Annotated in this window: 1 protein-coding gene (only partly in view); it reads right to left on the reverse strand. The window is 38.0% G+C overall.

Features of this window, described 5'->3' with window-relative positions; genetic code table 11:
• A protein-coding gene (locus KJ593_08025) for an LOG family protein (GenBank protein MBU2541830.1) crosses the window boundary here: on the reverse strand, window positions 1-17,195 show its 3' portion. It continues 13,825 nt past the right edge of the window; 17,195 of the gene's 31,020 nt are visible here — the last part of the coding sequence; its start codon lies beyond the right edge, outside the window; it ends in the stop codon at window positions 1-3.

The following is a 17,195-nucleotide window of genomic DNA, read 5'->3' on the forward strand; positions in this document are numbered from 1 at the left end:
TTAGAGCAATCGTCCTAGGTAAAAATCTTCGATTATCGCAACAGCCTCCTGGTATGTGTCAACTATTCTATAACGATTTAAATCCTCCTCAACTATAACTCCGGCAGGCAAAAGAGTCTTTTTAAACCAAGTATGCCAGGGCTGCCAGAAATCTCTTCCAAGTAAAACTACGGGAACCTGTTCTATCTTTTCCAGTTGCATCAAACATAATACTTCAAATAAAATATCCAATGTGCCTGTTCCACCCTGCAAGAAAACAAAACCCAAGCTACTATGTCTGATAAGGGCCATCTTCTGTTCAAACGTATAGCTAAAGCCCAAGTTCATGCTCGCATGATTAGAATGATCTCTATTGCCTTTAAGCAATAAAGATATGCATTGTGAATTAGTCCCTTTTACATCCTTATAACCCTGAGCGGCTGCAGCAGAAATACCCCTATGGCCTTTATAGATTACAGATATGTCACTATTGGCTAAACCTTTAGTTACCTGCCTTGCCTGTTCATACTCCGGACTAGTCTCGGAAACAAGTTCTGAACCTACAATACCAAAGGCAGGAACAACCTTCTCAATTCTCTTCAAAGTCCGATATAGATCTCTAATTACCTGCTCAATGTCAACATTATTATTAGCATTTAACTTCTCTAAACAAGCCTCATCTTCTAAATATCTAAGTATTCTCTGACTAGAATCTAAAACAACGAATAAATCTTTCGGCCTCTTTCTCAATAAACCCCGTTCAGACAAATCTCTCATTCGCTCTTCTAATCCTTGATAGAATTTTCTACTAACATTATCAAACAAGACCAAGGGAAAATCATTGATATGGCCTTGATCCTTTAAGCTAGCTATTTCAAAAAATTCATCTAAGGTTCCAAAACCACCCGGCATACATAACGCGCCAACGCTTAAATCAATGAACGCTCTTTTGCGGGCGAATAAATACTTAAACATTAAACCTATATCAACAAATTCATTGCCTTCCTCCTTCGGGCATTGTATTTGCAAACCAACAGATGGCCGAGAAGTCGCAACACTGTTAGCCGCCCGCATCACTCCCGGGCCTCCGCCAGTAACTATAGAGTAGCCATTACCATCTAACTTCCTTACTAAATCTTGAGTATCATTATAAATCGAATCAGCCTCACCAACACTAGCTGAACCAAAAATAGATAATGCTGGATGTATTCTTCTAATTTGATTTTCATACTGCCTTAATTCTCTAACAATATCCTGGATAAGTCTTGAAAGTTTAGCATCATTTAACTGCCCTAAAAACTGAACTAAACTTCCAGGCATATCTACACTTGGCCTGATAAATATCCACAATGTATCATATTTATCTTTGACAGTGAGTCTTATAACTCTCCAGCCGCGCTGGGCCATAAGTTTATATACCCGGCTAATCTCCTCATATCTTTTATCATCCAGAACCGCAGGAAAGAGATGAAAATGTACATCAATGCCGGGATAACTATCAAAAACTTCAGCCAGTAACTCTGCGCGCTGCCTCTCTGACTCTGAATTTCCTAACTTAAAGCCCATATCCTCAGGATAAAGGTATCTAATAGCTGCATCCGAGACTATGATTGTTGGAGATTTGCTGCCTTCAATAACTTTATGCATAAAATCGATATCATAAATATCACCAGGTCCATCAGGTGGGAAATAATTAAAACCCTCATCAGAATAATCAGCGATGTTCCCCGCTAAATCTATTGCTATATATTCTCCAGCATAATCCTCTTTTCTTAGCGCCTCATATAACCTAAATCTAGTTTCCGGACCGAGTTCAATTATAGTAGCTGCGTAAGCCATAGCCTTAATTAAATCTTTAGACAAAATCTCCCAAGTCAACGGGTCTGCCACATCAGTTATGCTGTTAAGTGTATATGTCTCAATATCAGCGGGTTTTTCTGATACCCCGCCGTTGCGGGGGTCGGAAGGCTGAAATACCCTAATTATTCTGCGGATCTCTTCAGGTGTAATAAGTCTGTCTCTTCCTTTTCTTAATTTTTCTGACATCTCTGAAACTACAGGATCGAGCTCCTCGCTTGGACCCGCAATTTCCTGGCCGTATTGCCTTAACAACTCTAAGACAAAAATGCTGAATCTCATCCAAGGCCCCTTTTTAACAATCATTAGTGCCAATCGAAAAAGCCTAGTGTAGTCAACCGACTCTAATTGCTCTATAATCCACTGTAATTGAGTTCGTGCGCAATAGTGGTGCTCTCTTGTGCGTAAAACTAGAGCAAAATCCTTTTTGAAACGACCATATTCTAGTATGACTTGAGACTCTTCGATATCTTCGCTCCAACCTATTTGTTCAAGAATAGAAAAGCCTCCCAAATCGCTTATAATTTCACTAATGAAGCAGTCACCAGAAAAAATATTATGGTCAAGTTCATGGGCGCATGTACTTACAAAATAACTAGTAGCAAAACTTGTACCCTTAATATAGGGAATGCCAAATATAAAATAAGAAGACGCGTTATCATACTTCTCACTAAAACAAGCTTGAATTAGAATTTTATATACTAAAAGCCTATATTCTTCTTTACTAATTAAAGAGATTAGAAGGTTCTGACGAAATAGTAATATTGATAGCAGAACTTTCGTAAGTATCTTATCTCTGTCTTTACTAGCTAAAATAGCATCCATCTTGCCTAAGCCTACTAATGTTTGTCTTGCTCTTTCTAAGTATCCATCTATATTAGTTCCTTCCATATTGATAAGATAAGAGCATTCTTCCTCTAAATCCTTAAGCCAAACTAAATCTCTTTCATTAGCTATCAAGATATTTAAAGAATTAATGAACCATTCTTCATTATTTTCAAAACCTTTCCCTACTATCTCTAGGTCAATATGCCTGGCTAATCTTTCAAATTCATCTATGCCGAACTTATAAATACGCACTAAATTATGAGAAAAAGCGGCATTATTTCTACTAAATGCGTAACGCATCCTATCTCTTCCAAAAAAGTTAATCAATCTAGCACATGTCTCTTTAAACTCTTCTTCAGTCATCTCTGAATAAACCCATCTGAATGTATAAGCACTCATAAAGTAATCCAAAGAGCCTTGCTGTGGTAAATATATTTCTGTATCATTCCCACTCCTATACAACCCCAACCCTGCATCATGCAGCATCATCCTTATTCTCTTACCCACCGGTGACTCTCCCACCGGCTCTTGGTAGTAGAATACGTGGCCGTCGGTGGAGCCGGGAATATCGCCGTCACGAGAATCAAGAAGTGAGTCTTCATAAGTCTTAATTATCTCTAACTGTCGCGAGAGGAGCCAATGCTCGCAGATATCGTATTTATCAGTATCCATTAGCCTTAGATCTCTGATTTCTGTCTCAATCCTTGCCTTTAGCTGACTTAAGGCATTTGGCGTCTTTCGTCTTCTTCCTCTTGGGGTGAAAACTTCCTTTTCAAGCAACTCTCCTACAATCTTGCGTTCATCGCTATTAAGTTTCCTGCACGCTAATGCTCTATGATTAAGCTTCCTGCGAGAAATTTTACCATCGCTATTTGTTAAAAATAAAAAACCGGTTACATTATTGTCTCCTTGAGTATACACTCCCAATAAACCCCAATTCAATCCAGCAGCCCTTGCTTGAATCTTTATCATTTGACCGTCAAGTTTATATGATATAGACAAATAGGACGTTATTGTAGATTTGCTGAATAATCTTACAAGGCAAGCCCCAATTCTTTGGTGGGAAGTAGCCTTTCTTTCGATATAACCTTCGGGAAGCTTACTTGTAAATCTGGAATTAAACCAATCATTCAATTGTTCCTCGGTACTTAATCGCTTCTTCAGCTCAAGTATTGTCTCACCAGGTTGCATTTTCTCTATACTTTTAACTTTTCCATTTTCTAATTCCACAAATTCTCTTCCTATTGGTACTTCACTTTCGTTAAAAACAACAATAACGCAATAATTATCTCCTCTCTCATCAATCCCAGTGTAGCCTTTTCTATTAGCATATTTTTTGTAACCACTTAGAGCGTTCATCGTTGGAATAATATAGATAGCTCCATTCTTATCAATCCAGATAGGCAGCCATTGCGGAACCCTGCCTTTGACATTTGAAGCAACAAAAGCCTGCCAGTCTTTTCTTGCCTTTTTAACATTCTTATTATCTTCTTTTTCTATTTCAAGAATTTTCTTTGCTTCTCCTACGTCGAATTCTCTCTTCAGTAAATACTCTCTTGCCTTCTTAATCCAATTTCCGATAGTTAGATCTGAGTATTTTTCTCCATCCTGATTTCTTATACCCATATCATAAAGTATGTATGTGATCTCCTCTTTTGTGTGAGGATTTCCATCTTCTAAACCACAAAAGAAACTAAAGGCCAAAGCCTTATTCGGCTCTATAAGAGCATAATCACCTAAATATTCTATTAATCTAGCTCCTCTTTCAGTCACATCCTGATCCCCATCTTCCTTAGCTTCCTTTAATTTATATGCCTCTAGAGAAATTTCGCTTAAGAACATCTCTCCAGCTAGTAGCTCTCCTCCCTCAACTCGTCTCTCATCATCAAGACTTACTTTATCCCGCTCTATACTCTTACCAATAAACGCAGTATATATGCCGTCTTTAATCATAGGGGCTAGAAATGTGCTTAATTTTGTATCCTGGGTGAAGTCATACCTTTTCTTGCCCTTTAAAATTTCTGTCAGGCAACAAATTCCTGCAACAAGTAATTCCTCTTCATCATAGAGGCCTAAAAGAAACCCAATTCTGGGGGTTGAATGAATTATATTCTGAATAAGCCCTTTATTTTCCTCCACAAATTGCACTAAAGCCTCCTGGTTGCCGATTTCGATTTCTCTATACAAACGTCTCCTTCTCTGTTCTCCTGGCTCTATATATCTCAGAAGTAGCTCTCCTGCATCTCTGACTCTTAAAGGAGATTGGTTAAGTAACCAAACAAAAGCATTCTCTGCTTTCTCTACTTTATACTTGCCTGCCAACTCTCTAAAAACATCTTTCAGCGTGCTTACATAATGGCGTCTCTTCTTGCTAGGCAACTTGCTTTGCCTGATAATCTTCTCTAAAGTCCTAAATAGATAAGAGTATTTTGCTCCTCGGCTCATCTCTGGAGTTTGATCCTGCTCTCCTTCAACATCAATCTCATAGTTCAAAACCCAGTCAATATATCTATCTATAGCTCTTACCAGCGCCTCCAGATCGCCCCTTCTAAGCCACTCTTGCAGCATCCCTCCTGATACCCCGCCGTTTTTGGAGGCAATCGCTGCCTTTCCTTCTTTCATATTTTTCCTATACTCTTCAATAATCTCCTCCTGTGAATCAGGAATACCTAAATCGCTCAAGAAACTTTCGTCTAATTCCTCAGATCTTTTTTCGTAATACAACTGAATAAATCTCTCAGTCAAATATAGTCTGCGCGCTGGACTCTTTAATATTTCATACATAATGTCATCAGGATGAGGGCATTGTTTGGCGATAGCAATAAAATCTGGCTCTATCTCTAATGTTAGCTGATAGAGTAAATAAGGCTCGAATGCCAGAAAATAAATCAAAGGATCATTTTTTGAAATATCAATGATAGTGGTAATATCTTCATCGTAAACATTTCCAAAACAAGGAATTGCCGTGCAGTAATAATATACATTTCCGTCACAATTTACAGTCACTGTCTGTGGTAAATAACAATAATCTACGTCTTGTCCATAATAATCTGTTCTTTTTCCATTAATAAAATTTTCTGTTGTGCCATAATCCCCGAGATAACATTCCTCATTTAAAAGTTCAGCGAATCCTAACCTGCTAACAAAATCTACACCTACAATAAATCTATACTCTCTACGATTTTTAATTAGGGTCCAGTAGATAGTTCTAACTACTTTCTGTTTTTTTCCATTTCGGCCTCTTATAGATATCTTCTCTTCTACTTTAGTTTTAACAGCAAAACCTCTCCTTTTTAATTCAGACTTCAAAACACCTAGGCGTTTATGAACATCAGGTTCATGAAGAGAACGTATTACTAAAGAAATTTCTGGAAAATCTTCTGCAATTACTTGAACTAAATTGGCAATATTAGAAATAGGTATTGTTCTCTGATGAAAGCTATCTAAGGAGGTATTTAAAATAAAGTAATAATCTGAAGTGGCATCTGTTTTAGCTTTTATAATTTTATATACTTCGGATAAACTATCCCTTGCAGACCCTGGTGTACTCGCAAACTTAGCATTTGTTTGTAAGATATTGGGTTTTCTGCTATTTTCTAACAAAAATAAAACATCCTCTTTAGCGAATGATAAAGGCTCTCCACCGCCAATACATATCTCTTTGAACCTGGGATCATTTTCTGCAAATTCCAATAAGTCTCTATACATCTTCTCTTTTTGCTTCCAATTTAATTTTCTCTGTGGTTTGCAATAAACAAACAGGCAATGAGGACACCAGGTATTACATTCTCTAGTAACCTGAAATGTAAACATGTGCTTTAGAAATGCCAAAGGGCCTACTAAATCAACTTTGGCGGAAAACCTTTTTACAACTTCTCTTCTTTCTAAATCTACGCCTTTGCCAGTGAGGCAGTAAAAATACTTTTCTCTCCTCATTAATGCCTTTAATCTTCTTGGGTAATCATTACTACCATCCTCAGTATTCTCATTATCTGCACTATACCCCGGCCAGTGCGCCTTACGAATTGGACCAAAGAAGATATCGGTTGTAGTGGGTGTTTCTTGAGAGTGGTGATGTCTTTTATTTTGTGGGTCTTCTGCATCTTCTTCGTCATTATCTTTTTCGGAATAAACTAATTTCGCATCTGTAGCCATTAAGATATGTCCATTAAATATATTGCAATCGTAATGGCCTTTTTCATCAAAGATATATTTAATACTTTCGGGAATTTCAATTGACTTCTCAAACGTCCTGGTACTGATGAAGGTACCATTAACATAAACAAAGCTATCATCTTCTGCAAAAACAACACACATAAGCTCTCTGTCCTCCATATTTCTTTCATTCATGTAATAAAGAAGTGTCCAGAGAAGCAGTGCCTTATCTCTGTGACTTCCAGTTACAAAGGCCAAGACCTCATCCGGCAACATAATCCTATCAAGGCTGCCAAATACAGACTTAAATCCTTGGATATTTCTGACAAATCTTATCGCATCATCTAAGCTGTACATAAATCTCGCATTATCTTTTGTGTGTGTTTCTTCTAAGGCCTTGGCTGCGTAAACTTCAGGGTATTTAACCTTAAGGCTTCTAAATGCATACAATGCAGCTTCATACTCAAAATATTCTTCGGCAAGATTAAATGCGTATTTTTGCAAAGTTTCTGCTGAATCAAAATCTTGAATATTGATTGGTGCGCCTCTTCTATCAATAAATCTTATCCCAGACAAATCTGGTATATTAAATTCTGCTCCAAAGAATTCGCTTAATCTTTTATAAAACTTAACTACTGTATCTTTGGACATAGTTGAAATGCCTAATACAGAATTAAAAATGCCGCTAAAGGAAACGAAACTGTCAGTACATGGAGCTGCAAATTCTCTATACCAATCTATATTCTCGCTTAATTCTTTAAACTTCTTCTTAGAATACCAATATAAATTAGAAAATACGTATCCTTCATCTATATCTATGAAGACCGCAAAATGTATTTGTGTGCCAAATATAAATATTTTTTCAAATGGAACCTGAGTAAATATCGATATTAATGATAAAAATGCTGCATCTAATGTGGCAAATGATGCACATTTACCTTCTGCCTTATTATCATGCCGTATCCTTCTATAAGCATGCATTAATTCAATAATTTCATTCTTCATGCGTGCCCTATAGCCCTGCCTATAGGCTGTTGTTGTACTGAATCCTCCGTAGCCTCCTTCATCAACAGAGAAAAACTGGTCTAATCTATCTATGATTTGCCCCACTACTTCATCACCTAAAGCGGCCTTTTTAAAATCAATAGTAGTCCAACCCCACCTACATCCTTCAGGCCGGTCAGATGTTGAGAAAGTATTTACATAATAATGTTTTAAATGTCCTTCTAGACTTCTTAATGATTGCGCTGTACTCCTGCCTTTAGTCTTTCTTTTTATTATCTTCCAGGCCAGAGGCGACATCATATTAGCTAGCCAAGCTGAAAGCAATAGCTCAGGATGTGCAGCAATCTCAAAATAATCCCATGTAACTGCCCAAGATAATCTTTGCTTATAGATATCTGACATTAATACTTCTCCTAAACGCAGAATCTCATGTGATTCATATTCAAAAAACAACTCAAATATCAAATGTCTATCCTGAACATTGTAATCCTCCAAAAGAATCTCAAAGGCCTTTTTTAGTATAGGCAATAATACTGGTTTGCTATCAATTATTGATACTAAACTTGAAACTAAACATGGAAAATCCAACTCAATGATTCCAAACTTGCATTCCCTAATCTGCTGTAAATGGTATTCAAGATACGCCTTCATAATCCTTGCCAACTCATTAGCATTTCCCTGCTTCGCCAACCTGTATAGCATCCCTCCTGACACCCCACCGTTTTGAGGAGAATTACCGCAGACTTGCTCAGAAAGTAATCTTTTCTTCAATTCTAAAGCTAGTTTATCTTTAATAGCTCCTCTAGTGGCATTCTCTTTTTTTATTTTCTTAATTGCTAACTGCAGCTCTTTTCTAAAAATAGCGACTTTTTTATTGTCTCCTCTAATCTTATCCGCTAGGGCACCTAAAGTATTTCCTTCTTTAAGAATATTAAACAATTCCTCATTTGAAAGAGTTAACCCTTTTTCTAAAATTATATCTTCTTCCCAAGACCACTGACCTCTCTTTTTAATCTCTCGTATCAAGATTTCATCTACTTCTAAAATAATTATCCACTTTAAAAGAGTATCATAGTAAGGATGTAATTCTGAATCTCTCTTTCTTATCATCCCCTTGTTTACCTTTGTAATCTCAGAATCCTCAAGGTCTTTGCTAGATAGCTTGCCTTTATAAACATGCCCGGTATTCCCATCTAGAATTAACCAACTTCCTATCTTTACCTCTGCATTTGTTCTAGAAAATTTAACTGTGTTACTATGTATTTGTAAATTGATCCGTGTAAGATGAGGAATAATTTTTTGTGCACCACGCATTCGCACAACAATGTAGTCTGCAAATCCGCCTCCATATGAAATTGCTCCTGAGATACGTCTTTCTATTGCCTCAGGAGTAATAGTTTGTAATCTCTCAAATTCCATAACATTAAATATTACAGCTATGCCTTTACGGCCTTTTGGATTAGTACAATCAGTAATAATCGGTCCGCTAACAATACCAGGCAAGACTATAATTCCGCTGGCTATTGGTTTTCTTTCAAGGTCTTTTCGCAGAACAGGAGATTCTAGATATGTTTTTGTCCACCATAGGTGTTCAAGACGCACTGAGGAGGGTACATCAAAATTAGAACAATCTTCATACTCTTCCTCTCTAAACCTACCTAAAGCATCCTCTTCGGATATAAGGCCTTCTTTCACAAAGTCCAATAAAATCCTTACCCTTGCAAGCGGGGTAGAAAATTTCTCGTTTCCTCTTGTTTGCAATATAAACAGTTTTCCATTTTGAATAGTAAATTCTATATCCTGAATCTCATAAAAATGCTTTTCAAGCAACAAGGCAAATTCCTCTAATTCAAGATATTGTTGAGGTAAATACTTTTGCAAAGCATCAAGTCCCTCTGGTCTATCCCATTTACATAATATGTTATCTACTATTTTTAACCTGCCTACGACCTCTGAACCTTCTGCATTAAACTTAAAACTTCCGTAAATTCCTTTTTCTCCGTTTAGAGGATTCCTTGTAAAAATTACCCCACTGCCCGACTTTTCATCTCCTATATTACCAAAAACATAGGCCTGGATATTACATGCAGCGCCACAAACAAAATAAGAGGATTGTATAACCGACTTTACCGCTAGCATAAGCTGTCTTTTGGGGGTAGGGAATTTCTTACCTGTCTTTTGCTCAAAAAGTCTCTCTGCTTTTAAAACCATCTCTTTAAGCTTATCTAGAGAAATAAGTTTGGGTAGTATGTCATACCTATCCATATAATAATTTTCCCGTAGCGAAGGTATCTCATCCACAATCTTATTTACCCCCTCATCAAACCCAGCATCATCTTGGCTGACACATTCTGCAATATAAGACATAAAATATAACAAAAAGTCTAAATACGCCCTATGCATATCACCTATTTCTCTTCCGTAAGCATCCAATGTTATTCTGTGTAACCCTATCTTTGTATACGTTTTATATCTACCTGGCTCGCTTTCTTCGGCACCACTTCTAACAGAAAGGAAAAGCGGATTCTTCAAATCCCCAAATTTCTTTACATGCCCAAAAACCTTTTTCGTTCGCCTTTCTATTTCTGAAACACCTTGAAATATCAATTCACTCACTCCTTTTGGTAAGCTATTTCTATTTTCATCGTATCTTCTGACAATCTTATTTGGTATGGTAAATCCCGGTGGCACTGGCAAATCTAATCTTGCCATTTCTGCCAAGTTTGCACCCTTTCCTCCCAAGGCTGATCTCATGCTTGCCCTACCACATGCTTTACCCCCGCCAAAATAATATAGGGCTCCTGAAGTCTTTTTTCTACTGGATTCTCGCCGCAAATGCGCCACACGGACTGGACCAAAGAACATATCAGCTGCAGTAGGTGCTTCTGGGAAGTGATGATGTCTTTTAATTTGAGGACTTTCTACATCTTCATGTGTTGATCTAGCAAGATGGGAGTTATTGGAAATAAGTCCAAGCTTACGTGTAATACTCTTATAATTACGGCTAATATTACTAGGAGAACAGTTAAACTGCCTGGCTATCTCTTCTTGATTCATATTGATTATCCCTGACCTGTGTAAGGCAGCTAGGATAAACATCTGTTTATTCCTTTCAGAGGCATTTATAGGCTTTAATAGTTCTTTTAGCCTTGTTTCTGCTTCTTGTTGGGTTAATTCAGGTAGTTGTTCTTCTGGGATTAGTTTATCTAATAAAGTCTGTGGCCTTCTTCCACGTTCATCTTTCTCGTTTAGGGATCTATCTAAAGAACTAGTATTTTCTCGCTTTTCCCTCCTTAGCTCAGATCTTGCCTTATCATCTATAGAGCCCATGAATCTTTTATAGGCATAGGCACCAATTGTCTTATCCCATTTCTCTGGATCAAAGCGTGCCACAATACCCGGGATAGCCTTAAGGCAGGCAGAGAGACGCTGATCAGAATCTAGGTTGAAGTATTTTAATCTATACTCTTTGGATATTTTCTTTGCAAGCCATTCCAGAGAATACATAAGTGCCTGGTAAGCTGCTAGGTTTCCTTTCTGAACCTCTTTGGCTAATTTAACCTGTTGTTCTAGACTCATATCTTCGCTTTTTACCTTTGTCTTTCCATTTAAAATATCCTTGACTACCTTAGGATTATCATAATGCTGTGTGAATTTCTGATATACACAGCTTTCACAACACGGCTTCATGCCTTGGCTCTTAACGAAATCAAGCCAGCTGCCGTAGATTCTACGGACTGCCTCTACCATGCCGCCATAACCAGCCTCTTGCCATTGACTGCTGCTTCTTACGTCTTTGATCTCTGTAGGGGGATTCCTAAAGGCCTCAGAGAGGGTTTGTTCGGTCCATTTGGGAATACGGCCTTTTTTCTCAATCGGCTGTATGTCTTGGCTCTTAACGAAATCAAGCCAGCTGCCGTAGATTCTAAAGGTCACCTTTACCATGCCCCTATAACCAGCCTCTTGCCATTGACTGCTGCTTCTTACGTCTTTGATCTCTGTAGGGGGATTCCTAAAGGCCTCAGAGAGGGTTTGTTCGGTCCATTCCTTTCGCTCAATTGGCTTTATACCTTGACTTTCAAGGAACTTATGCCAGCTGCCGTAGATTCTAATAGCTACCTTTATTATGCCCCTATAACCAGCATCTTCCCATTGACTGCTGCTTCTTACGTCTTTGATCTCTGTAGGGGGATTCCTAAAGGCTTCAGAGAGGATTTGTCTGGTCCATTTGACAGGAGGGCCTTTTCTTTTATTTTCTGAAGATCTTTCTTCTTTCCGATAATGCGCCTTACGAATTGAACCAAAGAACATATCAGCTGTACTAGGATCTTCTGGAAAGTACTGGCGACTATTTCCTTTTACTTTGCCGGATGTTTTCTTCGGGCCGACTGATAAAGAATTATTATTTTTAGAATTCTGTATAAAGTAATTTAATAAGGCACGCCACCGCTCTATATCTAATCTACCTACCAAAGATCTAGGTAATGGTTTTTTCGCGTAATGACTGATCACGCACTTGCTAACTTGGGAATATTGAATACAAACTGAGGACTTCTCTAGGTTAAAATGTACACCGATTTCCCTGTAGCTCACTTCTTTTCCACAGAGTCGTCCCATAATACGAATTTTGAAGATTAATCTGTCTCTACCAGGATTCCCGCCACGTATTTTTACGGGTCTTAATAATTCATCTAAAATATATTCAAGTTCTTCCTCACACATAGCAAGAGAAGGTTGTTCTAGGCTTTCGTCTAAAGGACTCTCTCTTCTTCTGGAAGCCTTCCTCCATAAATCAATTCTTATCTGTCCAAATTTTTTATAAGCAAGGCTCTTAAGATTTGAGCCGTTAGGTCTATCAGGATTGTAATTCGTAATTATTTTTGGAATTGCTTTATCAAAAGCTCCAAGAATATCCTTACAGCTAAATGTCCATTGCCACTTATATGCTAATGTTTCTGCGTAGAAGTAAAGCAATTGCCTTAAGGCATCTTGCGCTTGTCCATCGCCCTCATGAGCTGCTCTAGCCAGGGCATTCTGCTCTTCTAGTTTTAATTTATGAATCGTTATCTTACTGCCTGGTTTAAGGATAGCCTCTGCCAGACGGGCTGCTTGTTTTCTAGAACGTCTTCTTTCCCTTTCCTCTTCTTTCCAAACTGACAAGACTTGTTCTGCCAGCCTTTCTGACCGATGCTTATTTTCTTTCTTGCCTTTTAAGTTATCTAATTCATGCTTTAGTATTTCCTTTAAAAGCCCTACTCTCTTAAATTTAACAAGAAGCAATATCAAGGTAAGGGGTATATAAATACCACTTTTGACCTTGCCCTTTGACTTTTTAATTGTTACTGCTGCTAAAAATATCTTTAATGACTTATACCATACAGATGGCATCTCTCTAGGGTCTTTTTTAGGATCAGGGAGCACGATAAATACTCCTCTTTTCTCCAACGCCTTTAGAATCTCTTGATAAGGCTCTATTTGAACGAAAAAGTTGCTGTAGAGATTGCGCACGCCAACTACACGCCCATCATCCCAGGCTGTTTCTAGCTCCTCATAAGTCCTGTCTTCATACTCCTTATACATCTGGCCGTCTGCTTTAAGCACACCCATGCCGCAGGGTCGGGGGACTGAATGGCCATTGGAAGCTTTATAAATTTTGATTATTTCTAATTGTCTCAATAAGAGCCAATGTTGGCAGATATCATATCCATTGCCTATGCTTTGTCTTAAATCGCCAACTTCCCCTTCAATCGTTGATTGCAATTTTTCTAAGGCCTTTATACCTTTGCTTCTCCTTCCCCTTACAGCTAAAACTTCATCCTCAAATAAAGCAAGTATATTATTCCGTTCTTCCTTATTAAGCCTACTAAGAATTAACAAGTTATTATTAAGTTTATTATGAATAAGTCCTCCTTTATTATTGTCTTTCCGGATTATGCCCCCCACGACTACCACATCTCTTAGAGTAGCCACTCTCCATAAGTGCCAATTAAAACCACTTCCCTTTACCTCTACCTTGAGTTCTTGGCCTATTAATTCAGGGGGTAGCGAAATATGTACCGAACTATTATTTGGAACTGGCACTGCTATGCCGGCACCTCTTCGGCGGCCACCACTATAAACAATCCTTACCAGTGCCTCTTCCGGAGGTTTCCTTTCAAAAGGCAATTGCATCCAATTAGCCCACTTATCCCTCACTCTCAACCTTTCTTTAAAATCAGCTATTCTCTGGCTGATTTGCATATCTAAACATTTAATAACCTTACCTTTTTTGACTTCAACATAATGCCTACCTATGGACGTGCCTCTACCATTAAAAACATTAACAGCACAACATCCTTCGCTAATATCATTTTTATCAATATCCACAAACACCTCTGCACCAGCATGTTCTTTATAATCAGTTATTTGCAGGTTTTTAGATATCCAAATGTATCCTGCTACGCCAACTAAGATATATAGCCCCAACGGCGGATCTCCCTTCATGTTAGACTTAAAATAGCTATCCCATTCCCGCGCTATTTCTTTCTTGTTATCTCGCCGCTTTTTATCTTTTTCGATAGTCTTCTTTGCTTGTGCATTGCCGCATAATTTGATAAGCAGCTTTTCTTTCACAAAGTTAAACCACAACCTGATAGTCTCTCCTGTAAATTGATCTCCATTTTCTCCTTTTACGCCTAATCCAAAAAGGTAAGCAGCGATTTCCCCGTATGAATAAACTACATCGTCTTCTAAGCCAAGTTTCATGTTAAAGGCCATAACACGATAAGGAAATTCAATAGATAAATCTGCTAAACATTCTCTTGCCTTGGCTACAATTGAATCATTTCCTCTATCTAGCATACTTTCTAATTGGTTATGTCGGGCTAGCGAAGCTCTTTCTACTTCAAACTTAGACAACGAACAAAAAGCTCTTGATTGCCACCGGTCTGTTTTCTTAAAGCTCGCCTCAGCATTAAAGTCTAGAGAATATTGCTCCTTTAATCCGTTCAAAATCAAACCTCGTAAAGCTGGAACAGCATATGAGCTAAAATTAAAACCGGCATCAAAAGCATATCTTTCATCTGTTATTATGTATTGCAAAAAATATCTCCCCATCTGAAGTATATCTTCCATAGTAGTAAACTTTAGAAACGCTTTAATGGCAGGAGACCTTTTGACTATCCAACGAATAAGTGGATCATTTTCTTCGCAAAACTGTGCTGAGGCCGCTTTATCACCTCTTCTTACCTTTCTAATTAACATCCTCCTTCTCAGCTCATTAGTATCAATATTTGCTATTATGGTTGCCAAGTTAGGGTATTTCTTAAAAACCTCTTTAATTGAATAGCTCGAAAGTCTCAATAATATCCTTTCGTTTCGCTCAAAGGCTAACCTAATAGTTATTGCCAAAAGAATATCTTCCTTTAGAAAAGTCCTGAGCCTTTGCGCTTCTACTAACCCCTTGCTATCCTTGACGCTTAATTTGTATACTGTCGTATTAAAATTTGCGCTTCTTAAGTCCTTTAGCTTGACTGCTAATACAGGCAGGCCTGATAATTTATCAAACCAAAGCGCCAAAGGTTCATTCTTTATGCCGATATTGCGGTGAAAATTGCAATCTACGCCATCAACGCGGTGCTGTCTTCTTAAATGCCCTCTTGAATTAGTGTATGCGCCTTCGGATCGGATATACTTTGCGCCGTATTTATTAAACATCTCTTTTATCTCATCGGGACTCGGAAAGCCTTTCTTGGTGCTATTTAGAACATTCCCATGTTCATCAAAAGTAACAGCATACTCAAATACATCTATATCTGGCCGCAATACTAAATAGTCTTTAAGTTTCTGGCAATATAATAGCCAAAATTCTCCATTTACTTTTTCAAACCAAGCAACCATTCTATCGCCTTCTTCAAATTTATCTCTATCCAAGATATAAAAAACGAAATTAAACCATATTCCGACCATTCCTTTTCTTTCCTTAGCCTTTAAGTTCATATGCCTGACTACAGAATGGTCATCAAGCTCTCTATAGACTTCGGTCTTTCTATCGCCAATACATATTAACTTATCTTCTTCTGTAATGTTTCTCTGCAAATATGTAAGCCTATGGCTTTCTAGACTTGTTTCAAATTTATCTATATTGCTTACGGCAATGAACTCTAAGGGAGCTGTATCTACATTAAATACCAGAATTAAATCATCGACGGTACCAGTTTTTCTCAATTGCTCATTGCAAGGAAAATTAAATCTGCCTTGGTTATCAGTAGATGTTATTACAACATTTTTAGTTAATTTTATGTTCTTAGGGAACTGAGCCCTATATACGGAAATTAAGTTTCCATCTATATCAAATATCTCGCTGTAAATTTCTCCTTGCCTAAGGTAATCCTGAAACAGACCCTTAAGTTCACTGAATTGTATTGTTTGGTTCTTCCATTTAACATTTCCTTCTCTATCTAGGCTAAATCTTTCATTGACGCATAGATTACCTAAGATACGCGCATAGCCCTTTAGATATTTAGTTGCGATGTTTCCTTTCCCCCTTAAATCCTCAACCGCTTTTAAACATTTATCGATATACTCAGAGTCTTCAGAGCAGTCTTCAAGTATTAAAGTTTTGCGAATCAATTTTTCTCCAGCTGAATTCTTAGTAATCAATATAGCTGTCTTGGCATGCGCAAATAGTACGGATGGACTTTTGCCTAAGACTCTTAGTAGTCTACCATGTCTATTTACAGTCACGCCTAAGACATATAAACCGCTATGGCCTTCATCATCCATAAGCCTATTTATCATTTCGTCTCTTGATTCAGGATATTTTTTGAACTTGTTACCTGCTCTTAATGCAGGAAGCTTTCCTAATTTTTTCCCTGTTTCTGCATCAATAAAGACTAACTTGTCGTCCTCGGCCAATTCAATCAGATCCTCTCTTGTTAATCCTGCTCTTAAAGATCGAGGCTGGACATCTGCCAGCTGTCTGTAAAATCTTGGTTTTAAGCCTAACAATATCTTCCTGGCAAACCTATCTATCTCATAATTGCTGCCGTCAAGGAATGATTTTAATATTGGTATGAATTCCTTCATTCGGTCGTCTCTTTGGGCTTGAATTAGGGCGTTTTGGATAAGGTGTTTGAGGGGTGGGTTTGCTTTTTGGGTATGCTGGGTGTCTCCCAGACAGGTTAGGCGCTTGAGGGAAGCTATGTGGTCTGACTGCCATGCCTCTTGGACCTCTTTAGCCAGGGCTTCTGATTCGGTTTTATCTTCTTTTGCGCCTTGTAGGTGGCTTAATTCGTAGTTTATGACTTTCTCGGATACCGAGAGTCCTAATAAGGTTACGGGTATATAGGCGCCTGCTTTGACTTTGCCCTTTGCCTTGTGAATTGTAACGG

It is taken from the genome of Candidatus Omnitrophota bacterium (assembly GCA_018830005.1).
Lineage (GTDB): Bacteria > Omnitrophota > Gorgyraeia > JAHJTE01 > JAHJTE01 > JAHJTE01.